The organism is Haloarcula sp. H-hyl6, assembly GCF_056934455.1.
The window spans coordinates 1,945,315-1,971,986 of record NZ_JBRIIK010000001.1 but is presented as its reverse complement, the minus strand read 5'-3'; the positions used below and the strand labels follow the sequence as shown (position 1 = coordinate 1,971,986).

At 57.7% G+C, this 26,672-nt stretch carries 17 protein-coding genes and 1 tRNA gene; 4 read left to right on the top strand and 14 right to left on the bottom strand.

What is annotated here, in order from left to right:
- Nucleotides 1-9: 9 nt before the first annotated feature.
- Genes Hhyl6_RS10280 through Hhyl6_RS10270 form a run of 3 tightly spaced genes read right to left on the bottom strand, consistent with a single transcriptional unit; the run spans nucleotide 10 to nucleotide 3,093 of the window.
- Nucleotides 10-993 (bottom strand): NAD-dependent epimerase/dehydratase family protein, encoded by a 984-nt coding sequence (locus tag Hhyl6_RS10280; RefSeq protein ID WP_483739099.1) that lies wholly within the window; start codon nucleotides 991-993, stop codon nucleotides 10-12.
- Nucleotides 986-1,921 (bottom strand): NAD-dependent epimerase/dehydratase family protein, encoded by a 936-nt coding sequence (locus Hhyl6_RS10275; protein ID WP_483739098.1) that lies wholly within the window; start codon nucleotides 1,919-1,921, stop codon nucleotides 986-988. Before Hhyl6_RS10275 ends, Hhyl6_RS10280 begins: the two co-directional genes overlap by 8 nt.
- The gene (locus tag Hhyl6_RS10270) at nucleotides 1,918-3,093 is read right to left on the bottom strand and encodes an NAD-dependent epimerase/dehydratase family protein (protein ID WP_483739097.1); all 1,176 of its coding nucleotides are present in this window, start codon (nucleotides 3,091-3,093) and stop codon (nucleotides 1,918-1,920) included. Before Hhyl6_RS10270 ends, Hhyl6_RS10275 begins: the two co-directional genes overlap by 4 nt.
- Nucleotides 3,094-3,233: 140 nt before the next feature.
- Between Hhyl6_RS10270 and Hhyl6_RS10265 the strand changes: the two genes are divergently transcribed.
- Nucleotides 3,234-3,306 (top strand) — tRNA-Pro (locus Hhyl6_RS10265).
- A gap of 284 nt (nucleotides 3,307-3,590) precedes the next feature.
- On the opposite strand, the gene Hhyl6_RS10260 is transcribed toward Hhyl6_RS10265, so the two are convergent.
- The 5 genes from Hhyl6_RS10260 to Hhyl6_RS10240 all read right to left on the bottom strand — a co-directional run bounded on the left by Hhyl6_RS10260 (nucleotide 3,591) and on the right by Hhyl6_RS10240 (nucleotide 9,656).
- Nucleotides 3,591-3,956, bottom strand: a complete 366-nt coding sequence (locus tag Hhyl6_RS10260) for a hypothetical protein (RefSeq protein WP_483739096.1) — start codon at nucleotides 3,954-3,956, stop codon at nucleotides 3,591-3,593.
- Nucleotides 3,953-6,853 (bottom strand): phage/plasmid primase, P4 family, encoded by a 2,901-nt coding sequence (locus tag Hhyl6_RS10255; protein WP_483739095.1) that lies wholly within the window; start codon nucleotides 6,851-6,853, stop codon nucleotides 3,953-3,955. Before Hhyl6_RS10255 ends, Hhyl6_RS10260 begins: the two co-directional genes overlap by 4 nt.
- Nucleotides 6,854-7,707: 854 nt before the next feature.
- Nucleotides 7,708-8,496, bottom strand: coding sequence for a hypothetical protein (locus tag Hhyl6_RS10250; RefSeq protein WP_483739094.1), 789 nt, complete (start codon nucleotides 8,494-8,496; stop codon nucleotides 7,708-7,710).
- Nucleotides 8,493-8,864: a hypothetical protein gene (locus Hhyl6_RS10245; RefSeq protein WP_483739093.1), complete on the bottom strand. Its 372-nt coding sequence runs from the start codon at nucleotides 8,862-8,864 to the stop codon at nucleotides 8,493-8,495. The genes Hhyl6_RS10250 and Hhyl6_RS10245 overlap by 4 nt, the downstream gene beginning before the upstream one ends.
- Nucleotides 8,865-9,263: 399 nt before the next feature.
- Nucleotides 9,264-9,656 (bottom strand): hypothetical protein, encoded by a 393-nt coding sequence (locus Hhyl6_RS10240; protein WP_483739092.1) that lies wholly within the window; start codon nucleotides 9,654-9,656, stop codon nucleotides 9,264-9,266.
- 588 nt (nucleotides 9,657-10,244) lie between these two features.
- Between Hhyl6_RS10240 and Hhyl6_RS10235 the strand changes: the two genes are divergently transcribed.
- Entirely contained in the window at nucleotides 10,245-13,367 is a 3,123-nt protein-coding gene (locus Hhyl6_RS10235) for an Eco57I restriction-modification methylase domain-containing protein (RefSeq protein ID WP_483739091.1), read from the top strand.
- Here Hhyl6_RS10235 and Hhyl6_RS10230 read toward each other — a convergent pair whose 3' ends face one another.
- From Hhyl6_RS10230 to Hhyl6_RS10215, 4 genes are all read right to left on the bottom strand, one after another.
- Nucleotides 13,368-14,642 (bottom strand): IS4 family transposase, encoded by a 1,275-nt coding sequence (locus Hhyl6_RS10230; protein WP_483739090.1) that lies wholly within the window; start codon nucleotides 14,640-14,642, stop codon nucleotides 13,368-13,370. It lies immediately after the preceding gene.
- Between the two features lie 188 nt (nucleotides 14,643-14,830).
- Nucleotides 14,831-15,868 carry a CRISPR-associated protein Cas4 gene (locus Hhyl6_RS10225; RefSeq protein ID WP_483739089.1) on the bottom strand — a complete coding sequence of 346 codons (1,038 nt, stop codon included), beginning with the start codon at nucleotides 15,866-15,868 and terminating at the stop codon, nucleotides 14,831-14,833.
- Nucleotides 15,869-16,029: 161 nt separating this feature from the next.
- A complete protein-coding gene (locus Hhyl6_RS10220; protein WP_483739088.1) occupies nucleotides 16,030-17,034 on the bottom strand; it encodes a Cdc6/Cdc18 family protein in 1,005 nt (334 codons plus the stop codon).
- Between the two features lie 86 nt (nucleotides 17,035-17,120).
- Nucleotides 17,121-17,951, bottom strand: coding sequence for an IS5 family transposase (locus Hhyl6_RS10215; protein WP_483739087.1), 831 nt, complete (start codon nucleotides 17,949-17,951; stop codon nucleotides 17,121-17,123).
- Nucleotides 17,952-18,166: 215 nt separating this feature from the next.
- Here Hhyl6_RS10215 and Hhyl6_RS10210 point away from each other — a divergent pair, with 215 nt between their 5' ends.
- On the top strand, nucleotides 18,167-21,979 hold the full coding sequence (locus tag Hhyl6_RS10210) for a helicase-related protein (protein WP_483739086.1): 3,813 nt from the start codon (nucleotides 18,167-18,169) through the stop codon (nucleotides 21,977-21,979).
- A gap of 10 nt (nucleotides 21,980-21,989) precedes the next feature.
- Here Hhyl6_RS10210 and Hhyl6_RS10205 read toward each other — a convergent pair whose 3' ends face one another.
- On the bottom strand, nucleotides 21,990-24,242 hold the full coding sequence (locus tag Hhyl6_RS10205; RefSeq protein WP_483739085.1) for an Eco57I restriction-modification methylase domain-containing protein: 2,253 nt from the start codon (nucleotides 24,240-24,242) through the stop codon (nucleotides 21,990-21,992).
- A gap of 61 nt (nucleotides 24,243-24,303) precedes the next feature.
- Here Hhyl6_RS10205 and Hhyl6_RS10200 point away from each other — a divergent pair, with 61 nt between their 5' ends.
- A complete protein-coding gene (locus Hhyl6_RS10200) occupies nucleotides 24,304-25,134 on the top strand; it encodes an IS5-like element ISHwa3 family transposase (RefSeq protein WP_483739084.1) in 831 nt (276 codons plus the stop codon).
- Here the strand turns inward: Hhyl6_RS10200 and Hhyl6_RS10195 are convergent.
- On the bottom strand, nucleotides 25,104-26,564 hold the full coding sequence (locus tag Hhyl6_RS10195) for a hypothetical protein (protein WP_483739083.1): 1,461 nt from the start codon (nucleotides 26,562-26,564) through the stop codon (nucleotides 25,104-25,106). The two genes, Hhyl6_RS10200 and Hhyl6_RS10195, sit on opposite strands and share 31 nt — an antisense overlap.
- Between the last annotated feature and the right edge of the window lie 108 nt (nucleotides 26,565-26,672).

Sequence of the window (26,672 nt, the reverse complement as noted above, 5' to 3'; positions counted from 1 at the left end):
ATAGCTGTCCTATTCTGCGTCGGCAAGTGCGTCCCGGACGACCGAGGCCACGTCGTGTTCGGCGCTCCAGCCGAGGTGCTCGCGCGCAGCGGTGGTGTCGACCGGGAAGTCGTCGACGAGCGTCTCCTCGCCGGCCCGGGGGTTCTCGACGAGTTCCACCACGGGGTCGTACCCGAACTCGACCGCTGTGTCACGGACGAGTCTCGCCACCTCGTGGACGCTCGGGTCTTCGTCGCTCGCTATCTCGAACTTCTCGACGCCGGTCTCGTCAGCCTCTAGCTGCTCCACGAGCCGCTCCGCACTCCGGACGTAGGCCCGGGCGACGTCTTTCACGTGGACGAAGTTCCGGGACTGCGTGCCCGGTTCGTACACGGTCAGCGTCTCGCCGGCCAGCGCCCGGCCGAGGAAGAAGTTGATGACGGTCCCTTTCGAGATGCGCTCTCCGTTGACCTCGTGACCACCGTAGAGGTTCGAAATCATGAACTGGTGGGCGGGGAACGCACCGTCGGCGAACGTGTCGATGGACCGCTCCGAGAGCAGTTTCGTTCGGCCGTACCAGTTGATGGGGCCCCGCCGGTGGTCGACGGTGATGGGAAACTCCTGTGGGTCGCCGATGACGGCCATCGAGAACGGGAACGCCATCGCCGCGCCGGTCTTCCGGCAGAACCACGCGACGTTGTCGGTCCCCTGGACGTTGACCTCGTAGGCCAAATCCTGGTTCTCGTCGCAGTCGTCGACGCCCGACACCGCGGCCAGATGGAGGACGACGTCGGCACCCTCCAGCGCGCTTTCTAGTCGGTCACGGTTCCGGATGTCGACGTGGTCGACGTCGACGTCGCCGACGGTCCGGAGGTCGCCCCGGTAGAAGTTGTCGACGGCGGTGAGTTCCCAGTCTGGGTGCTGTTCCTGCAGTTCGACGAGGACGCGGCTCCCGATGTAGCCGGCCCCGCCCGTGATGGCGATGTGCGGTGTCTCTATTGCTCGTTCAGGCATCGGTGAATCTCCGTGCGATGTCGCGAATCCCCTCGCGCAGGGTGGTCTGCGGTTCGAATCCAGTACTGCGAAGACGGCCGAAGTCGACGTGGTAGGAGGGGCCGGGGTGTTCGTCTTCCAGGTAGGTGATGTCTACGGCGCCCACTTCCTCGTCCACGATACCCGCTATCTCCGAAATCTGGTAGTTGGCGTCGGAACTCCCGACGTTGTACACGTGTTCGTCCCATTCGCCCGGTTCGAGCGCGGCGTGCTTGTAGGCGCGAGCGGCGTCGGAGACGTGGATGAACGGCCGCCAGTTCGACCCGTCGCCGTAGACGGTGAGCGTACGCCCGGTGAGCGCCCGGAACACGAAGTAGTTCACGACGAGGTTGAACCGGACGCCCGGCGAGTAACCGAAGTTCGTCGCCATTCGCAGGGCGGTGCCGTCCATGCCGAACTCCTCGCAGTACTCCCGTAGCAGGGTCTCCGAGTCGAGTTTCGTCTCGGCGTAGGGGTTGATGGGGTCGGGCGTGACCGTCTCGTCGATGTCCGTACTCGTCGCCCGCCCGTAGACGTTACACGAGGAGGCGAAGACGACGTTCTCGACGCCCAACTTCCCGGCGGCCTTCAGCACGTTCTCGGTGCCGTCGTAGTTGACCGCGACCGTCTCCTCGCGGCGGTCGTGGGTGCTGGACGCGCCGGTGATGGCGGCCAGATGGACGACGGTGTCGACGCCGCGCATGGCGCTCTCGACGTCGCCGTACTCGCGGACGTCGCCGCGGCGGAACTCCAGACTGCCGTCGACGGCCCCCATCAGCGCCCGGGGCGACCCGGAGGCGAGGCTATCGAGGACGACGACCTCTCCCACCCGGTCGTCGGCCTGCAGGCGCGGAATCAGGTCGCTCCCGATGTAGCCACACCCGCCCGTGACGAGGACGTCGGATGTCATTCGTCGTCTTCGAGCACGCCCGGCAGGAAGCGGTCCTCGTGGGCCTCGATGGTCTCGGTGTAGCGGGTCAGCGTCTCGAAGATGTCCTCGACCCCTTCCTCGAAGGTCTGGGCCTGCCCGCCGATGAGGTCGTCGTAGCGCGCGTTCTCTATCTCCATCTTGTGGGTCTCGTCCTCGTCGCGCGGGTTCTCGAAGTGCTCGACGTCGACGTCCAACTCGAACTCGCTCCCCACTTCGGCGATGGTCTCGGCGATTTCGACGATGGAGATGGCGCGCGTGACCTGATTGTAGACGGTCAGCCCGTCGGGTCGCTCGTCGGCGTCTTCGAGCGCCAACTGCGCGAGGCCTTCGACGGCGTCCTCCAGCGAGACGAACGGCTTGCGCTGTTCGCCCTTGCCGTAGACGGTGACGGGGTAGCCGGCGACGGCCTGCGCGCAGAAGCGATGGCCGACGGTCCCGAAGTAGTAGTCGAAGTCGAAGCGGGTCTTGAGCCGGTCGTCCTCCCGGGTCTCCTCGGTCTCGGTGCCGTACGTGATGGCCGTCCGCACGTCCGAGATGGGGATGTCGAACTGCTTGTGAGCCAGCCGCAGGTTCGCGGCGTCGTGGGCCTTCGTCAGGTGGTACCAGCTCCCGGCCATCGCCGGGAACGGCACGTCGTCGGCCTCGCCCTGATTCTCCATCGTCGCGCCGCCCTCGGGGATGGGGAACTCCGGCGCGCCGTAGACGCCGGTCGTCGTCGTCTCGACGAAGTGGGTGTCGGTCATGTCGTGCTCTTCGAGGCCCCACAGCAGGTTGCGCGTGGCCTGCATGTTGTTGTGCTGGGTGTAGTTGGCCCGCTCGCCGTTTATCTGGGAGTACGGCGCGGAGGGCTGGGCGGCCGCGTGGACGACGGTGTCCGGTTCGTGGACCTGCAGGAGTTCGTCCACGACGGCGCGGTCGGTTAGGTCACCCTCGACGAAGGACATGTTGTTGATACCCAGCGTCTCCTCGGCGGCGGCGATGCGCTGGTCGATGGACGCGACCGGTGTGGCGCTGGTCGCGCCGACCTCCTCGACCCACTCACGGCGGGCGAAGTTGTCCACGAGGAGGACGCGGTCGTCGGTTCGGTTCGCGATGCGCAGCGCGGTGGGCCAGCCGATGTAGCCGTCTGCCCCGGTGACGAGGATGGTCATAGTTACTCAACTCGTGAGTAACTTGCCTCAGTTAAATATCTTCTGTCGAACTCGGTCGGGGCCTGTCGGTGATTCGCAGACGCCTCGGCGTTCCGGAAGGGTTAAAAATCGCCCTCGCGTTCGTTCACGTGCTATCGCACGGGCCGGTGGGGTAGCCTGGTATCCTTCGGCCTTCGGGTGGCCGTAACCGCGATTCGAATTCGCGCCGGCCCACTTTACCTCACACCACTTCTGGAGTCGACCCAAATCGCCATATAACCCCGGGTTCGGGGGGTCTAGTCACCACTTCCGCGGTGAGAGTTCAATTGCAGCGCATATGGGCGTTCACGCCGTCGCACGATTCGGCCTAGAGCTACCAGGGCGAAAGTGTCGCCACCATCAGTGGCGCGGGCGCGCGTCTCACCCACCCCAGTCGCACACGCGACATTCTCGCCGCGGGAGCCCGCCGCGTGAAGTTGTCGTTTCGATGCGGCCGCCACAGTCTGGGCAGTACCGCATCATCGCTTCTTCGAAGCTTCCTGGACATACGCTTCGAGTTCTTGCTGGCCGACGATCTCACCGCAGTCGTCCTCGCTGATCGAACAGTACCGGTCGAGCGCATCCCACGCTCGTCGGGTCGTCCGCCACCCGTCCTCGTGTTGCTCGATCAGCCCACGGTTGCGCAGGTCACACAGGATGCCGCGCGACAGGCCGGAATCGCTCCACCTCCACGACGCGCCCGGCGCCGGCAGGTGGTCCTCGAGGACCTTCGCGTGCGAGCTCATCCAGCAGGCGTTAGAGTGCGTCAGCTGCTGGCCGCGGCTTTCCGGCGTCGTCGGCGCGCCCGCGCCACCACCAGCGGGCTGCTGGCTGCTACTGCTCATGCCAGACGCACCTCCTGTCCCTCGCGGATGATGTCACCGCGCGTCACCAGTCTGTCCATCACGGCCTCGACTGTCGCCGGGTCCGCGTCGAGTTGCGCGCTCACACGACCTTTGACCGTCGCTTCCTCCGTCGACGCGCTTTCGACGTTCTTCATGATCGCGTCGACGACGTCCTTCTGCGGGATTTCGTCGTCGTCGCCGTCGCTGTCGGTGAGTTTGACGTAACCACCATCAACAGTGACACGCCCGACCGCTTCGAGCTCGTCGACCGCACCCTCAACGTGGTCGACCGTCAGACCGTCCTTTCCTGCGATGGTCCGGTTCACGTAGCTCGGGGCAGCCTTTCCGCGGTACTCTTCGAGGAGTTCAATGACAGCTACCTTTGCCTTCTCGTCGTCGCTCGGCGCTTCCTCCTCGTCGCTGCTGGTGGTTTCGCTTCCCTCTTCCTCGTTGTCGTCGCCACCGTCCGGGTCGTCGTCCTCGTCGCCGTCGTCCATGTCGAGATTGTCCTGCTCGCCGTCGACGTCGATGTGCTCGACTGTCGTTCCGGGCGTTATGACGACCGTGTCCATGCCGTTCCGCTCCTGCACTTCCACGTTACGCAGGATGTACGTCTCCCCGGCTTCGAGGTCGGGCGAGCAGTAGTGCGTCTCCATCTGCACTCCGCTACCGCCGTCGTCGATGCGACCTTCCTTCTCGGCCGGCCCCCAGTCCGGCGCGTCCGTCGTCCCCATGATTGGCGCGGCGATGTCGACGTCCTTCATGCCGACTTCGACCGCGTCGAGTTCCACCAGGTCGCTTCCTTCTTCCTCGACGTCGCTGGTGGTGCTTCCTGCTTCCTCGTCGTCCTCGGCGTCCGGGATTTCGTACTCGCCGACTTCGTAGCGCGCGGCGATGTCTGCCGGCATGTGCCCGACCGCGCTCTCGGCGAACCGCAGGCCGCGCCACACCGTCGGCTGCTTCGCGTCGGTGCCGTGCCGGCGCGCGAACGGCCGGCTCTGAACCTTTTGCAGCCGGATGTCAGTCGAGTTCCGCATCTTCCGCTTGAACGTCTGCGGTTGCATCGTCATGCGCTCATCCATGGCGTCGACCATCCGCTGGTACACTGCGAGCGCGTCGTCCGGCTTGACCTCGTTCTCCGGGTCCATCTCGACGTCCTCGACCAGCTCATGCTTGAAGCGCTTGAACGTGTCTGCGTAGCTGTCGTAGCGCTCCATGCGCTCGCTCGCACTCTCCGGATGGACAATCTCGCCGTTCTCGATGAGGTCTTGGCCGGCGTGCAGCACCAACGCCAGCAGCCCCTCGATCTCTTCTTCGGTGGCGATTTTCTCCACGATGTTCGCCACCTTGTCGGGGTTGCCGTCGTCCGGGTCGCTTGTGAACCGCGATGTCGCGGGCACCGGGTACAGCCGGTCCTCGATGGCGTGCTTCTGCTCGCCGAACGGCGGCGCCGAGTTCCCGGTGAAAATCATGCCGCCCTGGAACCGGAAGTCCTCAAGCTTCTCGTACTTGCTGTTGGCCAGGCCGAGGTCACCACCAGTGTATTCCTTGAGCTCGCTGGTGTGCTGGATCGTGGCGTGGCCGGCTTCCGGGCCGATGTTCAGCCGGCTGTCTTGGAGTTGGCCGCTGGAGAAGCTGTCTTCGCCCGCGATTTGATCGAGACCAACGCCGGACGTGATGTCCGGGCTCAGCAGCTTCTCGCGGAACAGTTTGCTCAGTTTGCTCTTCCCGTTCCGGCCGTTCCCGAACAGCATGAAGAACGCTGAGTCGACTCGCCACGGCATCAGCCCCTCGGCGACTCCCTGAAGGAGCGCCCACAGGTCGTCGTCGCGGTCGACCACGTCGCGCATGAACCGCAGGATCGCCTCAGGCGTCGCGTCCTTGTCGAATTCGATGTCTGTCAGACCCCACGTGAACCGGTATTCAGGGTCGAACGGTTCGAGGTCCAGCGTACGCATGTTCACGACGCCGTTGTCGACGAGCACATAGGGGTCGTCCTTGGCGGCGCCGTTCAGTTCGGTTTCGTCGACGACCGGCGCGGACAGCCGCAGTTTCTCCACAATTTCCTTGCCTTCTTTCTGCCCGTAGTGTTCGCCGAGACCGTCGCCAAGCAGCCGCTTGGCGTGGTGCGTGCCGTTCGACTCCCACTTGCCCGTGCTGGGGTCGTACCACCAGAGACTCGGCGTGTCTCTGTCCTCGCCGATATTGGACAGCATCCAGTCGTGCTCCCCGCGCAGATACCTGTAGGCAACCTGGCGGGCTTCCTTCACAGTCGACTCGTCGCGCTCGTATTCCGCCGCGACGTCGTGCCAGTCCTTGCGCTCAGCGAGTGCTTCGGCCGCTTCCTCGTCGGACATCTCCCGCCGCGGGGGCTCGGTCATGTCCCACGACTCGGCGATCGTGCTCGCGGGCGTCGACGGGGCGATGACGGTGACGACGTTGGCGTCACTCACTTCGATTGCGTCGGCGCGCTCGGCGCGGTCCATCCATTCCTCGACGTCGATGGCGAGCCCCTGGTCGAGTTCCTCGACCGCTTCCTCAAGATCGAACGCGGCGATTTCATCGTCTTCGTCGCTGAGGTCGTCAGCAATTTCGAGGATCGTTTCGCACGCGTTGATTTCATCTTCGGGAGCGTCCGACAGATCCCTCAGGTCGAATCCAACCGTGTTCTTAGGTTCGCCGACGAGCGCGGGGTCGTCGACTTCCTCGGCAGAGTACCGATCGACGTCATCTTCTTCGTCGCTGCTACTGGTGTCAGTGGAATTGACGATCGCTTCGTCCTCGCCGGCTGGCCCGACCTCTTCTTCGGGGCTTGCTTCGCCAGCGGCGTCGCTGGCGGGCGCTGCGTCACTGTCGTTGTCGGGGTTTTTATCACCCGACACCTCGTTCTTATTCATGGTGCGAGCGTGGATCGCACCCACCATCCGCGGGGCGCTGGGACGCCCGCGCGGATTTTCGGACAGAGAAGGTGAGTGCTTACCTCTACGTTGTACCGCGGCTAATAAAGGGGTTAGGTCAAATCTCGCGCAGGGTGATCTCGTGAGATTTATTCACACCAATTATGCCCACAACTACCCGGTCGATTAAGTAAGCATACCGAGAACATCCAACCGGACCGCTGGGACGGTCCGGGCGAAAAGTGGATCGCACCCGTTCTCTTGTCGGCGCAAGATTGTAGCCGAGTACACTGACTTAAGACTCAGCCCTTTCACACCACCAGCGGCGCGGCCGCGGCCCCAGATCGCCATCACCCGAGAGAGTCGACGGGAGCATTCGCGGTCGGATCGTGCGTGCCGGCCGTGGCGTGTGTACCTGCTGTGTATCGGGTGTGTCCACTGGGTACACACACCTTTTCGAGGGGTATCGCGCATCTCCCTTACAGATTCGAGGGGCGTGTGTACCTAGTGTACTTGTGGCTGTTTCTCTTTCTCTACTACTGCTTAGGGACATACTCACACAATCCGCCTCCCTAACAAATTTTCCCGGCGTAAGGTACACACAGTACACACACCCCCTAAGAGCAGTCCCGTTACCGGGGTGAGAGTACCGAACGCCTGTGTGTACCCGGTGGACACACCCGGCACACAGGTGGACACACGAGCTGGCTGTGTCTACCTCGGAAATGAGACACTTCGTTACGGCGAAAGCACGGTCATCTCGATTCTCTGGTGGTGGCGCGGCGGCCCCGCTCCTACAACTACTCCCGTGGTATGGTGTCGACGACGCACTTTACGTGCCGAAAAGTAGGAGATTAGTGATTGAAGAGGACAGTCCACCCTTCTGTGGATAGGATCGTCGCGAGTGCGTCAGCATCGCACCCGGCGACATCGCGCCAGTTTGGTGTGTCGCGCTTTTCCAGTGCGCGCTCTGCACCATATTCATGCGCGAGCCGAACAGCACGTCGTTCATTCGAGAACATACGGTCGTCGGCCAGCATCTGAAGCTCGCGGGTGGGAATAGCCCATAGTCGTAGACCGGCATGGTCACGGCAACCCAGAAGCCGAGCATAATCACTCCTGTCGGCGATAGTTTTGATGTCGGCGGCTGCGAGTCGGCGCGCGGCGTCTTCGATTTCGTTGCGTTCGAGGTCGGTCATAGAGCTGTCGGCGACCGCGTCGATGCCAGCGCGCAGTTCCGGGCTGAGATGGCCGCGGCGTGGGACGTCGTTATGATCCGGTTCGAGTGCGCTGTCTGCCGGATCATCCACCCCTTGCATGGTTTCATTTTCGCGGTCGATGTCGTTGAGGCGATCTCTTTTTCGAGTCTGTTCGATGGCCTTAACGACGGCGTCCACATCGGGGGAATCCCTTTCCCGCTTCACAGCGTCCGAGAGACGTTTCTCTTCCTCTTCTTTGGTGGTGTTGTGCACCTCGTTGTCGTTCGGGGGCGTTGCGTCGGTCTTGGTATCGCTACTACTCGTTGGTTTCGCGGGCTCGGTCAGTTCCACGTCTCGCTCTTCGTCGCTTGCCTCGGTGTCTTCCTCCTCTTCGCTATCGTCACCGGTGGGAGAATCGGCACGGTTGCTGCTGAACAGGCTCATTCGTTATCCTCTCCCGTGGCTTGCTTCCACTCGCGATAGTCATCGGCGATACCAGGCAGGTCCTCGGCGAGCACGAAAAGCGCGATACCCTCCTCATGCTCAAGAGCACGGCCGAATGACACACGTCCTTGCGATCGCGTCCCGTCGTTTCGGACGCATACCCCTGCGTCATAGTCGGCTAGAACGGCGAGTGCAGCGGTTGCGGCCTCTCGTAGGCGCGCCACTTCGTCGGCCGTGAGTCGACCGTCGTACATGACGCGTTCGAGGTCGGCAAACTCGTCGGCGATGTCTGCTAGCGATATGTCTCCAAGCTCAACGTGGTATTCTTCAGGTTCGGTCTGTGAGGGCTTGAGAGGCTGGTTCGTCATGTTCGGTGGTTCGGTTTAGCTCATTTAAGCGACTGGTGCACGTGGTGCAAGAGGCTCTTATTTGGTGCATCTCTGCGGGGTGGATAGTGGATTTACCGTCACTACTGGCGGGTTTTAATACGATATTGTCAGATTGTAGTGTGGTGCATGCACCACAAAGCCGATTTTACGGGGCAGTTTTTCTGGTGCTTAGAGAAGATATAGAAACTCTTGAGGCCGTAATAGTGGGGGCGTGGTGCAATGTGCGTAAAAGGGTGCGTCCACAAGATCCCCTACTTATTCGCCGTTGAGGCTATCGTTGGGATTTCTCGGCCATTTTGATACATTGGCCAGCCGGGGCTTAGGCGCGCCCGGCAGCGCGCCTGATTGCTCATTAGCCTCAACGTATGTCTAACGAGATTAGTCACCGATCTCGTCTATCGCTCTCTCGAGACTGTGGTGTAGCCGTTGGGCCTCGTCACTGGCTATTGGGTAGCGGATGGACACTGTCCCGATGTCGATGGTTGCGACGATTTGGTCGTGATCGGGTGCCACTCTGAGTCCCAGCTGATCTGGATTCATGCGTCCACTCACAGACACGCCATGCTGTGTTCGGTGCCCGGGATTGGTTGGCCCGATACGGTCGCTCATATCTCGATTGCGTTTTGCCTCCAGTGCATCTTCCAGCTCTTCTTTCCCCGCTGGTGGTGAGGCATCTCTGTCGTTTTCGTTGGTAGTGATTGTCTCGTCGTCATCATTGCTCGCGGCGTCCTCGTCGAACCCGTTCGGACCGAGGGGTGTTTCGTCAGTCATGCAGCGAGGAGGATTGGTTGTTGCTAGCAAATAACGGCTTGGATGTCAGTCTATTCACATAGACACCGGTGGGCGATATAGCTGCCACCACCGTCGAAGTGTTCGCGGAAATCCTCCCCTTACTACCTCATCTAACCCACACTATTCGCCACGTCACAAGGTGGTCGTTACTCCCCGAGGAAGACTAGCTAATCTGCCCCGGTCGTTTATACAAGCGATTGGCCGATTTCAAGATGCAATGAGCCGAGAACTACGCTGTCCCGAGTGCGGCGCCGAAGACACAGAGCTGGTCGACCCCGACCAGTATCGGCAGATTGTGCGATGCCATTCGTGCGATAACAGCACTCACAACCCGCTTGATTGGCATATCGAATACAATCACGCGCGAATGACCGACCACGAGCTGGAAGAACTCAAAGCAGAGCGGGAACGCGCAATCGCGCAGCAGCAACCACGCCCCCCTCGAGATCGGATTCTCTGACCGAGTGGTGGCCGCCGAGCCGTATGTTGATTTTCAAACTCAGGTCAAGTGCTCTACCACAAGTTACTGGAAAAGAATAATACGGCGACGGGGAAAAGGTCGTGTCAATGCCTGTCGATTTCCTTGAGTCGGAAACACCACGCCCGTGGACATCGGACCGCGTGGGTACCGACTGTGACCTTTATCTTGGAGAAGGATCCAACGGCCTCGAAATCGTCGTCACAGAACGTGACGAACGGCCCCAGAAGAGCTGGCTTCAGCGACTCTACACGGACCGCCGGAACCAGCGCATCAACCCGATCCTGGTTGTCGTGCTTCGAGATGGCAGCCAGACAGTCGACATCATCGGCCCTGCGGGAGAGGATCCTGACGTCAAGCGTGATCTCGAGCCCTCGCAGGTCGAGAGAATCTGTGAGTCAGCACTCGATCGGCCCGACCATCACGCTGCACAACGCTTCCTCAGTGACGTCTTCGTCCAGATTGACGAAGAGCTGGTCGGCCTTCGGAACCAGGGGCTTCTCTCGACCCATGAGCTAAAAAACGGCGTTCCTGAGCGAGACGACTGGGGTGACGCAGTCGGCCAGGCTGAAGGACTGCTGGATGAGGAAGGTCGTGACTTGGTTGAGGGTCTTGGGTACGAGATTGAGCGTCTCCAAGACCACAGTTATATCCTCAAAGACACGAGCGACGGGCGAGAACAGGCGGTTGCCGTCTTCCTGAACGAAGACGAGTCCTTTGACCACGCCCAGGATCGCTTCACTGGTCAGACGCCGGTTTCGTATGCGCTCAGCGAAGCAGACAAAAAGAACCTGGACTACGTCATCGCCAGTTCAGAGAGCCGTCTCCGACTGTACACCACGAACCCAGATGCGGGGTTCGGCTCTCGTGGCCGGACAGACACCTTTGTTGAGGTCAATACCGACCTCCTTACTGACGACAAAGCCGGCTACCTGCCGTTGCTGTTCTCGTCAAGTGCACTCCAAGACGAAGGTTCGCTGCACGAGATCATCGCGGATTCGAAGGACTACGCCACCTCACTGGGTGACCGCCTTCGAAAGCGCATTTACAACGATGTCGTTCCGGACTTGGCGGAAGCGATCGCAGACGCAAGAGACCTTGACGAACCCACGAAAGAGGAGCTTGACGAGACCTATCAGATGGCTCTCGTGCAACTATATCGCCTGCTCTTCGTGGCGTATGCAGAGGACGAAGGGTTCCTACCCCGGCATAATCCTCGCTATGAACGGCGGTCGCTGAAGTCGAAGGCACATGAACTGCACGAGCTGGTGGAGGAAGGGGTCGATTTCGACGATAATTCAACGACCCACTGGGACGATGTCATGGAACTCATCGAAGCCATTCACGATGGTCACGCAGAGTGGGGGCTACCCGAGTACGATGGGAGCTTACTCTCGTCGGACTCGAACGTGTCCGAAGCAGGAGGCAAACTTGCTGAAATTGAACTAACTGACGATCAGTTTGGCCCCGTTCTGGCCAACCTTTTGATTGACGAGATACCTGGTGGTGAGTCTCGGGGTCCTGTTGACTTCCGGAACATAGGCGTTCGGGAGTTCGGTGTTATCTACGAGGGGCTACTGGAGTCAGAACTATCCTTAGCCGAAGATTCACTCGGAATCGACGACGACGGTCACTACCTCCCCGTCGATTCGGAAGAAGACGTAGTCGTTCAAGAAGGGGAAGTCTATCTCCACGGTCAGTCTGGGGAACGGAAATCTACTGGTACATACTACACAAAGACCGAATTCGTCGAACACCTTCTGGACTACTCACTCGAACCCGCTCTCGACGAGCATATTGAGCGTCTTGACGAAATGAGCGACCACGAAGCTGCCGAGAATTTCTTCGACATTCGAGTCGCTGACGTCGCGATGGGGTCGGGACATTTCTTGGTTAGTGCTGTAGACCGTATTGAGAACCGACTCTACTCGTATCTGGCTGAGCGAACGCTCCCTGAAGTCGAGGATGAGTTAGATCGCTTGGAGGAAGCGGCACAGGATGCCTTCGAGAGTGAGCAGGCCGCTCCTGACATCGAACGTGGGCAACTGCTACGACGTCAGGTCGCTCGTCGGTGCGTATACGGTGTCGACCTTAACTCAGAGGCAGCCGAGCTGGCACGGCTGTCGCTTTGGGTCCACACCTTCGTCCCTGGGCTCCCGCTCACCTTCCTTGACTACAACCTTCGGTCGGGTGACAGCCTCGTGGGGATTGGACGCTTGAGTGAGGCGAACGAGATACTGGGCCGTGAAGACGGGCAGTCACTCCTGAACTCCTTCATTAGTGACGAGCAGGGAACGTTAGAAGAGATTCAGAACGAAGTCAAAAATATCGGGCAGTTTGCCGACCTGAGTGCTGAGCAAGTGCAAGAAGCAAGGCAGACTCGTGACGAGATCGAGTCTGAACTTCGGGGAGCGAAAGCAGCCTGTGATATTCTCACAGCTTCGCGCATTAACGACGACATCAACGTCAACGTCGTCAGTGATCGTAGCATCGATAACCTGACCCAACTGAGCAGTTACGAAGCGGCTCAAGAAACACTCGGGTCGATGGACCCAGTCCACTTCCCGGTAACGTTCCCTGAAGTGTTCGCTGGAGACGAGGGCGGATTCGACGTGATTGTCGGGAACCCACCATGGGACAAAGTGCTGTTCGAAGAGCAGCAGTTCTGGGTGACGCGACACCCAGGTCTCAACTCACTTCCCAAAACAAAGCGGGACGATCGAATCGAAGAGCTACGAGAGCAGTATCCACAGGAGGCTGAAGTTGAGGAGCGGGAACAGCAGCAGCGCGAGCAGTATCAGGACTATGTCGGCGAGGCCTACGACAAGCAAGGTCGTGGGCACTATGACTACTCCAAGTTGTTCGTGGAGCGCGCCCTATCGCTTCAGAAACCATCTGGAGAATTAGGGTACGTACTGCCCCGGCAGTGTTTGGTTCTCTCGGGTTGGAAGCAACTGCGGCAAGCCCTACTCGATGACGGGAAGCTATCGGTTCTTCAGGCACGCAATCAGGGTGGCTGGATTTTCGAGGACGTTGAACCTCGATATATGGTCGTCTTGCTGACTAGGTCGCACTCTGAAGACGATCAAGGTGCTCACATTTGGCCCGCAGTAAAGGATTTAGAGACTCTTCAGAATGCTTCGTTGGACGAGACGTTGTATCTCTCATACCAAGACCTTGCCGACCTAACTACAGAGAACATTCGTCTTTAGCTAAGACACACACCTCGGTTGTGTAGCGGTAGCGAGCGTCTCTTGAAGGATCGGTCGTTGCTGGTGAATCTTCTGAGCGTCCTCGATCAATCGCTCCAGCAACGGCGGTGGCGAGTAACCGAGGAACTCACCGAGTTCGTGGAGGATGAGCTGGGCGTGCGACCGGAAGGTCGCCGCCCAGCGTTCCGGCGGAAACACGATCTCATCGTCGGCCTGCTCGGTGACTAGATCCAACAGCTCACGACTCACCAGCAGTGACAGCAACGCCGCATACAGCAGAATTTTCACCACATCCGGGTCGCTTGTGTCGAACTCGTCCAACTCGTACTGCGTCTTCAGTTCACGAAACAATGTTTCTACCTCCCATCGACACCGATACAGCGTTGCTAGATCCGCCGGGAAGAACTCGTCTCGTGGCAAGTTCGTGATGTACAGATGGTAGTTGTCGGCGTCCTCGTCACGGACGCCGACGACGCGGAACCGCTTCGTGTCCAGCGAACGCGTCCCTTCGTACTGACCTCGTTTGAACTCCGCTTCGACCTCCACGTCGATGTACTTCCGCGAGATATCATCGATTACATCCTGAATCTGCTTGCCCTCCAAGGGAATGGCGCGCCCGCGCCATTCCCGTAACTCCTCCGTTACCACTGGATTCGCGCTCTTCTTCAGCCGACTCACGAAGTGGCCGTCGTTCTCATCGATCAACGCGAACCGGCGGTACTTGAAGTACGCCAGATCGAGCAAAACTAGCCGTCCGTGCAGCCACGAACCCGTCTTGAACAGCGTGCTGTCGTGTGTTTTCTCGTCAGTCACGTCGAGTCGTTCAATCGTCTTGTCGGTAGCATTGTGGAGCAGGTGGAGCTTCGCTCCAGCCTGCTCCTCGTGACGTGCCTGGAACTCATCAGAGAGGAACTCGTGCAACCGCAACACGGTTCCATCAGCGATCATCACGTCCCTAAATCGGTCGATATCAGCGTCAACAGCGTCGGGTACAGCGACCTCGTCGAGACCGTGCTCGACGAGGTCGCGGAGGTACTCCGCGAGCGTCGGCGTCAACCGGTGATAGAAGCCACCGGGAGAGATCGTCTCGTCGGCTGTCGAGTTGTAGCTGCGTCTGAAGCCAGCGAGTGTTCGGCTCTCGCCTGCGGCGAAGCCGAACACGAGCGTCCACACGAGGACAGGAACCTGAAGCTTGCCCTCTCGCTCGACCACGCCGAGTTCCTCGGCGTGCTCTTCGAGGAACTCGGAGGGAAACAGTGTAGTGAGCCGACGCATGATTCTCGATGAGGAGGCTTTGGTGTGCACAGCCGTCGCCTCCTCACTCCTCTCGAAAAGAAGTCTCGATAAGCCGCTGCTGTCACGTGGTTCTCGGATTAGCTAAAGACGGATGACGTAACAGGTTACGATGGGGAGACGGACTACTCCGAGCACATGGAACGTCCAAAAGACACCGACCGCTCCAACTAATCACTCAGCCGAATTTGTTCATCTGGGCCCGGTACTACCAGCGTACACAATTCTCCCTCCGCTGCACACTCATCACACAACGGTGAAGCGGACTCTGCGTCCACCTCACACCACGAATACGTGGCACCACAGGAGCGACACATCCACTCGTAGACACCCTGTTCTTCTGCAAGTTCTGGGAAGCCTCCAGCAAGAGTCGGAGTCAGCTTCGCGTCTGGGTACGCATCAAAGTACTCCACTAACTGTTGCTTCCGGTATTCGTCGAACCCAGGGAGTAATCCTGAGAATCCGGAGTCACTATACGGAGCGTCTGTCTGCCCACACCGGTTCTTGAACGGGCACATATCGCACTCCCAGTCGAATACAGGGTCTGCTGGTGGGAGCTCGTCACGCTGCCGGTGCTGCGTTTGCGTCTGCATCCAGGGCACGACCGTGTCGTGCCAGAACTGGTTGTCAAAGGGAATATGGAAGGCTCTGATGTCCAGTGTATCGCGCCCGCCGTACAGAAGAACCCCGTCAGTAATGCTCCGGTCATAAGCTTCATCCAGTGCGTACAGGTATGCGTGGAGCTGAGCTTTGTGATGGGTCTTCGGCCCATCCAGATACTCCAGTGATGACGTCGTCTTTATTTCTGTCACCAGAATCGGATCACCGTCAGCGTCCACAATCGCCGGGTCAGTAACGCCCTTCACGCGAACTTCCGGCGCTTCACCGAGGGTGGTGTCGATCCACATCGAGTTCCGAACGTACGTATTCTCAGTGGTGACTTTATCCAAGAAGTACGGAACAACGATCTCTTCCTCGAACTTCGACCCAACCCAGAACAGCCCCTGTGGAGAGTCTCCTTCCTGCGGTGCGTTCTCCGCGTAATACTGAACTCTCCGATGGCACTGCAACAACTTACTCGGAGAGTGCTTCGCAGCTTCAGGTGGTGGTGACGCACCGTTGAAATACGGACGCCCCTCAAGAATATTCTCAGTAAATTGCTCTTTCTGATACCATTCATTGAATGACGCATTCGAGATCGCGTCCACGATTCGTTTCCGTCTCGTTGTCTCTGGAAAACGCTCGGTGTCCCCACTCCGAGTCGGAGAGGAAGTGCCTGAAGGCTCGCGGTCGGACATTACGCTTGAAACGGACGACACTGGGCACAATAGGCAGGGGCGTGGTGCTTCCGAAACGCCGGCACAGTCGGTTAAGCAATCGCTCGATACGTCCGAGACTTCGTATTCCCATCCGCTTCGATCAAGTTGTAGTGGGCTAACTTCGCCAAGTAGTTCCGGACGGTACGCTGCGTTTTCGGGTCATCAACGCGGTTCTGGTACTTCTGGTACAGAACAGGTGGATCGACTTGTCCTTCCTCGTGGATGATGTCGTACAGTATTCTCTGGTGCGGTGTGAGTTGACTGATGGTCTGTTGTTCAATTTCCAATTTCGCTTCCGAAACCACGCCTGCGATGATTTCCGACGTGATACGGTCAGCACTTTCGTGTTGCGCTGTTCGAGCGGCCTTCCGCAGAATCCCGATTGCCACGCGAGCATCACCGGTGGAGTAGTCAGCAATCTCGTGCAGTTCATCCTCAGTAATCACGTTCTCATCTAATCCCCACCGAGCACGATCTTGAAGGATTGAGACGATCTCCTCGTTCGAGTACGGTGTGAAGTGGATACGGTTCGTGTTCCTGAGCCGACTATGAAGCCGCTCATCAAGCGGACTGAATACGTCCTCTTCCCGGTTAGCGATAAGGATGAGCGTCAACGGCTGGATGCGGTGAAGGTCGTACAGTAACTCCTTGTCTTGGAGTTGATCGACTTCGTCAAGGATAACGACGTATGGGCCGCCAGTATAGCCTCGTAGACGGTCAAGTAAGACGTCGCGTGGGGTAGACTGTCGGTGGATGTCAACTGTTTTCTCAACCCCGTCAAGGAGCTGGTAGAGCGTTTTGAAGCGAGTGTAGTCTTCCCAGCAGTTCACGTACTGTGTATTCAGGTCAACAACCGACCGCCGGAGTTCCTCTAACAAGAATTGAGCAATACAGGTCTTCCCGACACCTGAAGGGCCATAGAGGAGAGTCGGTTCAACGGACTCTCCTTGCGTGATTGGGTCGAGGATACTGGAGAGGTAGTTCACCTCTGAGTCACGGTGCTGGACTTCTTTCGGAATGAATTCTTGTTGAAGCACCCGCGCGTCGGTTATCATGGTTGCGTCGACACATCCCGGGAGGGTAATAAATGGAAGCGTGTCATTTCCAAAGGCTGTGTTGAATCGCCATAAGGCAGTGGGATTCACTGTTTCACGGCACGCTTGATGTTATAGACGACACACATCAGAGCGATTTCTCTGAACTCACGGAACCAGGAACGCGCTCGCACGGCGAAGCCGAGCGAGCGCTTCACAGCCGAGTTCACAGTTTCTGTCATAGAGCGCTGATTGTAGCGTCGTTTGTCGATTCTAGCGTTGTGAGCGTGGTCGTAGGGAGCGAAGATACGGTGCTTGATGAGCGGTCTGATGCCGAGTTCACGCAGTGCTTCGCGGAGCGCTTGCTTGTCATAGCCTTTGTCGGCCGCTAGAGACCGCAGATCGCCCGCGTTCCGGCGGGCGATCTGCTCAGCGAGATCTGCGTCGCTTCCTTCCCGAGTTGTTGAACAGTGTACGTCAAGAATGGCTTGAGAGTCTGTGTCGACGAGTTTCGTGACCTTCAGCTTCTGTACGCGGTAGCTGATTCGCTGGCAGTAGTGGCGGCTCGCAGCTGAGCGTTCGTAGAATGTAGCGTCGATAGCGGCGTGTTTCGATGGGTCGTGTAGCTGCGCCGACTGGCGCAGCAACACTCGACAAACGCTCATACTGATCCGGTCGAACGCCTTACACAACGTGGATGGAGAGGGGAGATCGGCCGCTTCAAGGCCGATCTCCCCGGTTATTTGTGGCATCTCTTTGAGCAGGTCGATCGTCATTCGGTAGGACGCATCCAGGTAAATCCGCAGACAATGCAGGGAAACGAGAGCATAGTCGGCGAATCCGCCGCCACCTTCCGGGGCGGCGGATTCGTCTCCATCACCGGTAACAACTTGAGCAATCGGCACAATCTCACCAGTGAAGCGGGAGATTTGTGTCATGGACAACCGAATCGTCCCGCTTCAACTCCTTTGATTTAGCGACCTATCCCGACGCCGTCTAGTGATTCAACACAGCCTTTCCAAATCTTCCGAAACCCGGTCACACAGCCATTAGACCCGCTGTCGCTATCGAGAGGCAAATCGAAACCGGTGGACAGCACAGGTTGTGGGTCACTAAACACTAAGTCACCGTGATGGTTACATTCGGTAACACGATGATTTCTCTCCCTCCCCTCGTCGATAACGCCGACCGGACGGTCGAGGACGTCTACAAGAAAATCATTCCACAGATCGGAGAGGCCCGAATCGCTACTGGATACTTCTACCTCTCTGGCTTCGACCTGTACCGCGAAGACCTCGAACAACTTGCTGACCCGGACGAACTCGGTCATGCCCCTCTTCGAATCCTGATGGGCCGACAAACGAACCGCAGCACTGCAGATGAAATTGGGGAAGGGCAAAGCCTACGCGACGAACTCAAAGATGAAGTTGAGGAGAGTATTGAGGACTTGAACAACGCGCAGTTAGGACGACTTGATCGGCTGCGAGACTTCATAGCCGAAGACAAGGTTAGCGTCCGTGTGCGAAATCCAGAAAACGGCTACTTCCACGCCAAGGGAGCATCATTCCGAGCACCACACGACGATGACGACTGGGCAACTGACGACGACACCGACACACGCCCCTGTGCGACAATCGTCGGGTCCTCAAACTTCACTGCCAGCGGACACCGGAACAACATCGAACTGAATCTCACAAGCCAAGACCGGCCCGAAGCAGAGGCGTTCGAGGACTGGTACGATAACCAGTGGGCGAATGCAGAGGACTTCAGCGAAGAGATCATCAAGATTATCGAGAGCAGCGACAGGTACCAAGACTGGCAAGAACAGCAGGAAGACGAGTCGGATGACGACGATACACCGGAAGATCTGGGAACGTACATCGAACCGTTCGAGTTGTACAAGCTCCTCGCCTACGACGAACTGAGTGGAAACGTCAACATCCGTGACAGCCCGTTATACTACTTCCAGACACTCGGGTATGAGAGCGCGAAGGAGAAACTCTCACAGTACAACGGCTGCATCATCTCGGACTCTGTCGGCCTCGGGAAATCCTTCATCGGCGGTGAACTCCTCCACGACTACCGCCAACGCGGTGACCACTGCCTTCTCATCGTTCCTGCGAACCTCACCGAACAGTGGGAAGACCTTCTCCAAGACGACACCGACGAAGACGGGAATCCGTACTTCGGATTAGAAGTTGATGGAACCCATCTCGACGTGATGAGCATTAGCAAGTTCCAGAACCTCACATACGACGAGGCGCAGAGCCTCAAGGACGCGTTCGATGTCGTACTGATCGACGAAGCCCACCGATTCCGAAATCACGGAAAGTGGCGACCGAATCCGGAAGACGAAGACGACTACAAAGGCACGCGTCGTCATGCGAACCTCCGTCAGCTCCGTGGAAAGACGATGATTATGCTGACGGCGACGCCGATTAACAATTCCGCGACCGACTTAGAGAACCTCATCAGCCTGTTCACCAGTCCGGAAGAGCTTCGAAACAAGGCCTCGCTGGACTTCGACGCCTTCGAAGAGTACATCGACCTTTCAGAGACGCGGAAGAAGATCGCTGCCGGGAAAAAAGAAGCCAGTGAGGAAGAACAGCGTAAGATCACCGAACAACTCCAGCGTCACTCGGAGGAAATCTCGAAGATTCTGAACGAAGTGATGGTGCTTCGAACCAGGAAGCACGTCAAAGACCAAATTCAGGACGAGGAGGACTTCGAGATGAGTTTCAAGCCGCCAACGCTCAGCAAGGAGCAATACTCGCTCCCGGCGGCGTACCAACCCGTGTACCGGATGCTGCCGGACGTGATGGACGCGCTTCACCTTCCGCACATCACAGTGAAGAATCCGAAAGCAGGTGGGACACTCAAAGCCCTGTACAAACTGAACCTACTCAAGCGCCTGGAGTCCTCAACGTACGCGTTCGTGCAGTCCATCAAGACACTTCACCAGAGCGAGCGGCAGCTCCTTGGGCTACTGGATGGGCTTCCAGAAGACGAGAAGATCGATATGCTCCGTGCGGCACAGAACGGTGAGGAGTCGGGGACTCTTGATGACTTCGTGGAGGGCAGTGACGCCGCCGAAGACCTCGAACAAACACTGGAAGAGTTCGGCTTCGACACGACCGCTGTGCGCGCAGATGATGACCGTGAAAACGACAGCACAGACGAGTTAATCGATGCGACGATTGGTGAGGTAAAAACGTACATTCGAGAAGACCTGACGCTGCTTGCGTACTTCCTCTCACAGTTCATTGGCGACGTCGCTCGTGACGCAGGTGATGTAAGTGACCACGCTGTTTCGACACGCCAATGGCTGCACGAACATAATGCAGGTGTCCTTCCGGACGTTCCGGAAGAGGAGCTGAATCCGATTCTTTACCCGCGAAGTGACCTGAGCAACGTGGATGAAGCAACGCGAGAATTCTATGAAGCGGTGTTCTCACTACGAGAGTTCCGTGACCCGAAGGTTGAGCGACTCGCAAACGTCCTCAACGGGTACGATGACGAGAAGGTGCTCATCTTCACGCAGTACCGCGCTACTGCAGACTATGTCCACCGGACGCTTCTGAACAGCCCAGACTCGCCTCTAACGGACGCGAATAGTGCCGTCGTCAAGGGTGGAGATGAGAACAAGCAAGACGTTATCCAACGGTTCGCACCGGAAGCATCTGGGTATCAGCAAACGCTGGCTGAGTCTGGTGAATCGGAGTTACAGTATGTTGTAGCGACCGATACGCTTTCTGAGGGTGTGAATCTCCAGGACGTATCAGTTCAAGTGTCGTTTGACCTGCCATGGAACCCGATGCGTATCGTTCAACGGGTGGGCCGGATCGACCGGATTGGGAGTACCGAGGAGAAGTACGTCCACAACTTCTACCCGGACGGAGATATCGAAGCCGCAATTAAGCTCCTGAAGCGGCTACAGGCGAAGATCAATGACATCGCACTCATCGTCGGGAAAGAGAACAACATCCTGGACCCGAACGAGGATCAGATTCTGGAGAAAACCGGTGTGGAGACAGAGAAAACGATTGGCGAGTTGCAGGTGGACGAGATCGAAGACTCCCTACAGCAATCACGAGAGATCGAAGACGTGAACGAACTTGATGACACGAGTAAGAACCCACTCCTTCGAAATGCAGGGAGTAACGAGCACGCCGCGTACGAGCGGTTTCTGCTCAAGAAGGAGTTGAACGAGGAGTTCGGGCTTTCAGAAGATGACTTCGAGTATGCTGCAGACTACTTTGAGGAATCCCCCGAGGAACGCGAACGCCTGTACACGAATATCACCGACCATGATTCCGGCCCGCGTCCGGGCGTGTTCGGCCTTGCACACCTCTGGTTCGATGACGACGACCACGAATCACCACTAGGCCGTGTGCGGCGGGCCTTCTACTACAAGCCGTTCAGCGACGAAGTCAAGGAACGTCCGGTCGGCACCCTCAAAATCGACCCAGAGGTGAGCGGAGAACCGATCACGGGGAATGCCGACAACGTGCTCTCCAACCGGGAGGCAATCCAAGAGGTGCTTGACAACCGCCTGGAAGCGATTCGAGAAGGCCAAGTGGAGGGTGCATTCAAACAGGGGGACTCCTTCTCGAAGGAACAGGAAACGATTCTGGACTTCCTCGCACACTACGTACAACCGAACCATGGCGAGATGACCGCTCCTGTAGACGAACACGAAACACTCGATGAATGGGCCGGAGACCTCCGAGAGCGCCTACAGGACGTGAAGTTAGCCAATACTGATGAAGATCGTATCCTCCGGGAGACCTTCCGGCATAATGACCAGTACGATTCGTTCCCAGAGTGGCCACCGGTGGAGTTCTTAGAAGAGTTAGAAACGTTCCTAGAAGAGAACGTGGAGGGGTCCACAGAATATCAAGCGAAGTTGGTCGGGGAAAGCGAGGTACAAGCCCGGTTGATGTGCTGGGGCGTAGTGGGGTCGTAGTTAGGTCCGACTACGGTTTCGGTCCTTCCTGTGCGAGGGCATCGTATTTCTCGAAGACCATATCAAGGTATGCATCCGTCATAATCCGTGGTGACTGAACGGTGTGGAACGAGTTCAGAACGAACTCTGCGTCACTCTTGGTAAGACCGTACGCGTGGAACGCAGCTGCATCAATCTCAGCCCGGAGTTCGTTCCGTTTGTTCGTATCTGTTACTGGGTCAATTCCGCCGAGTCTCTCACGCATTTCGGCAAATGGTTCTCCGTAACAGTTGAGGCGTGCCGCACGGTCAGAGATGTAGTTGAACCAGTCATCACCTTCTGTGAGTCGGGGAACCTGTGATTCGGTGAGCTTGTACATCACGAGGTTCTCCTCGATTTTCGTCCGCATCAGGAAGTCGAACGGGATACTATTCAGGAGGCCGAGCGCGGCGAACAGTTCCTGATCGGAGAACACCCGCTCGTACACGGAGTGGAGCGAGTCGTTCGAGAGGTCTTCACGGGAGATGTCGAACGTGTACGGCCGGATCGTATTGATTGCGTGGTGGCAGACAACTCCTTTCGGGATGACCGAGCAGATCATCGTCCGCTCGTTCGTGGAGTTCGTGATGTTCCGGAAGACGATCCGGTACTCGCTACAGTCCAATTTGATGTCGTCTAAGGAAAGTGGTTTCCCGCGTTCACGTTCCAGCAAGTCGTTTACGAAACCCTTCTGTGACCCAGTTCCATCGAACTCGTTGTAGATGGCCTTCTTCAAACCCATGTCTGGGTCTCGGGAACGGGATGCTTTCTCCCGAATTCGGCGCTTCGCACTCTTATCGGGGTCGTTGTCTTCATCAACGCTCCACAGCGTCGGAGGTTCCAGGTCATCGATGAAGTCCGGGGTGTAGTCGTATTGGTAGATGTTCGACCCACCGTAGACCGGATAATCACCTTCCTCCTCTGATTCTACAAATCGGTCTCTATCCTGATTGCGGTCAAGTTCACGGTACGGCGTCACTTTCCAACCTTGAGAGGCATCACTTAATGGTGGATGTTGGATAACCTTCCCTAGGAGTTCCGCCTGTTCCTGCGACTCAATGAGTGGGAAGATTCCTGCCTTGGGAGAGTACTGGGTCAGCACTTCTCGTGTGACAGGGACGGCAGATTCATCGATGTTCCGTAGGATGTTGAGATCGCCTTTGCGGTAAATCGATTTGAGGTCCTCTGTCTTTCCTGAATTTTTGAACGTGACAACCCCGAACTTGTATTGTCGGTGTAAGTCTTCGAAAATACCCTCATTCTGGAACACAGCTAAGTCGTTGACAGTCGTGTTGTCAAGCAGATTTCGGCGCAGATCCTTACCGGCAGCCCCTACAAATATCGTCCCTGGAAGAATCTGAGCAACATACGACGAATCGCCGGCCAGCTCAAAGACCCGTTCTAGAAACAGTAGGGAGAGGTCGTTTTCGTTCCCGACGGAATTCCCATCGATCACCGGGTCTTGGAGCTTGTATTGTGCGTTTTTATTGAAGTATTTTGCACGAGTCTCCATCTCCGTCTGGTACTCTTCCCAGCCCTCTGAGATTGAATCATCCTCCAGAAGTTCTTCTTGGGTTTTGTCCTTGTCTGAAGGACCACGCTGTCGGAATACCTCATCGAACTTGGTGAAGTAGTCCTCACGGTTAGGTGCGACAACGTCCCACGGTGGGTTGCCGATGATGATGTCGAACCCGCCGCTGGCATACACTGTCGCAAATTCGAGTACCCAGTGGAACGGTGAGTGGTCCTCTACGTCATCCTGCGTAATATCTTCAACACCGGCCTCTTCGAAGTCCTTCTTGACCTTCTCGTTAAGATCATCGCGGTAATTCGAGAGACGGCGTTCTGCTTCCTTTCGCCAATTCGTTGCATCAGTTCCGCTTTCCGCAGCACGGTGTTTTTCGACCGCTTCGATGATGTCCTCGTACTTCTCTTCGACACTACCGCCGACGCCACCTCCGTAGTTGGAGAGCGCCGCGTCCCCATCTGAATTCACTTCCATCAGATCCGTGAATCCGATGAGTGAGTTCCCCTGGCGGATGTTGAAGTCGATGTTCGGGAGGGGTTCGACTTCGTTGGGTTCATCTTCGATGTCTGCAACCATCGACAACCAGAGGCGGAGCTTGCAGATTTCGACCGCACCTTCATCGATATCTACTCCGTACAGGTTGTTCAGGATTACTGTGCGCTTCGCGTACAGCGACGCCCCACCCTGTCCTTTGTTGATCTGGCTGTGTTGAATCACTAGACGGCGTCTGGATAGGTCGCTAAATCGAAGGAGTTGAAGCGGGAGACTTCAGTTGTCTATGACCCAAATCTCCCGCTTCACTAGCGAAATCGTCCCGATTTCTCAAAGAGTTACTGGCGATGGAGACGAATCCGCCGCCCCGGAAGGTGGCGGCGGATTCGCCGACTATGCCCTCGTTTCCCTCCACTGTCTGCGGATTTACCTCGACACGTCCTACCGAATGACGATTGACCTGCTCAAAGAGATGCCACAAATAACCGGGGAGATCGGCCTCAGCGCGGCCGATCTCCCCTCTCCATCCACGTTGTGTAAAGCGTTCGACCGGATCAGTATGAGCGTCTGCCGAGTGCTGCTGCGCCAGTCGGCGCAGCTGCACGACCCCTCGAAACACGGCGCGATCGACGCGACATTCTACGAACGCTCAGCTGCGAGCCGCCACTACTGCCAGCGAATAAGCTACCGCGTGCAGAAGCTGAAGGTCACGAAACTCGTCGATACAGACTCTCAAGCCGTTCTTGACGTTCACTGCTCGACGAACCGTGAAGGGAGCGACGCAGACCTCGCCGAGCAGATCGCCCGCCGGAATGCGGGCGATCTGCGGTCTCTTGCCGCCGATAAAGGCTATGACAAGCAGTCGCTCCGCGAATCCCTTCGTGACCTCGGGATTCGCCCGCTCATCAAACATCGCATCTTCGCACCGTATGATCACGCGCACAACGCCAGAATCGACGAACAGCGCTACAATCAGCGCTCGATGACCGAAACCGTGAACTCGGCTGTGAAGCGCTCGCTCGGCTTCGCCGTGCGAGCGCGTTCGTGGTTCCGCGAATTCCGAGAAATCGCGCTGATGTGTGTCGTCTATAACATCAAGCGAGCTGTGAAACAGTGAATTCCACCGCTATATGGCGATTCAACACAGCCGTTGATCTCCTCCAGCTCGTCCCGGGTACGAGAGTCCAGTTCCCAGCCTTTGCCTTCCTGTTCGAGTTGCTGGAAGTACTCGATGCACTGCATGTAGATGTCCACCAGCACGTCCTGTGCAGCGAGCAGAAACGCACCACTACCGACCGCAGGATCGAGGATGTGCGCCTCTTTGAGAATATCGTGGTACAGCGTTTCGACGTGGTTCGTCTCCACGTTCTCAGTGGGGACCTGGCGGGTCATCGTTCCGCCATCCGCGACCGCCTGTTCACCACTGCTGGCTTCTACGCTAGGGAATCCGAATACGTCGTCAATTTCGTCGTACTCGGCATCAACAGCGTCGTTGAGTTGATCAAGCAGGTACGGGTGGACTGTCCGGCGGGCCATGAAGCCGGTGATCTCTTCGGGCGTGTAGTATGCACCCATCTCCTTCTGGTTGACCGTCTGCTCGAAGATGTGCCCGAGAATCGCGGGTGACAGGTTCTTCGGGTCAACGATGTCCAGCCGCTCGTCCACGTTCCAGTTCCATCCCGATAGGAAATCCAAGATGTCATTGAAGAGTTCGTTCGTCCCCTCAGCAGACTCACCAAGCTTCGCATCCGGGAAGTCCTCCTCAACAGGATTCTTGGCGAACAGCCCACCGTTCAGGTACGGGAGGCTTCCGAAGTCGGGGTTCTGCTTGTCTTCTGCGAGGTAGTCAAAGAATAGTGGCCGGTAGAAGTTCTCGTACCGATCATCACCGTCATCCACGACCTTGCCGGGCTGTTCGTGCAGGTAGTTCGGATTTCGGTCCAGCAGACGCTTCTCTTGGATGAAATACAGGAAGATCATCCGATCAAGGATGACCTGCACATACCGTTGCTTCGCGTCACCACGGTCGTCCGGAATTCCAGAGACCTCCTGAACGAGATCGGTGCGGAGGTCCTCGAACTCTTCATAGAACTCTTTGACCACCTGCTGTGTGTCGTACAGCGTGTCGTAGATCGCAGCGGAAGAACCGTACTCAATCGAGTTGAGCTTCTTAAGAACGGTGTTCTTTTCTCCGCTGTCACGCGCGAACTGCTCCTTGCTGAACGAGATCTTCTGGTGTTTGATGCGACCGTGCTGCTGGCCTTCCCAGCTCCGCATCCGCGTCAGGAACGTGAATTCCTCGAAGTCATTCGTGGCGACGAGGTTGGTGTGCCGAGAGCGATTATCCGGTTTGAAGTCCGTCGCCGATTCACCGGGGCCTGCATTGACGAGCACGACGAACTCGTCATCAGCGAGTTGGAGAACGAGTTGATGGTCTTCTCCGAGGTTTGGGCGTGCTTTTAGCCCGCGTTTCTCGAAAGAGGCAGCGATGTCCTGTAGAGAGTCCCAGCCCGCGATATCGTTCGCGGTGATTTGCTGGAGGGTCATACATCCTGAAAATCGCCTTACTCTTATCAAGGTATGGGAACCTGACCACTCTCGGTCCCGTGATTCGACGGCTGAGGTATTTACGGGGCAGGGCCATTCAACGATGTA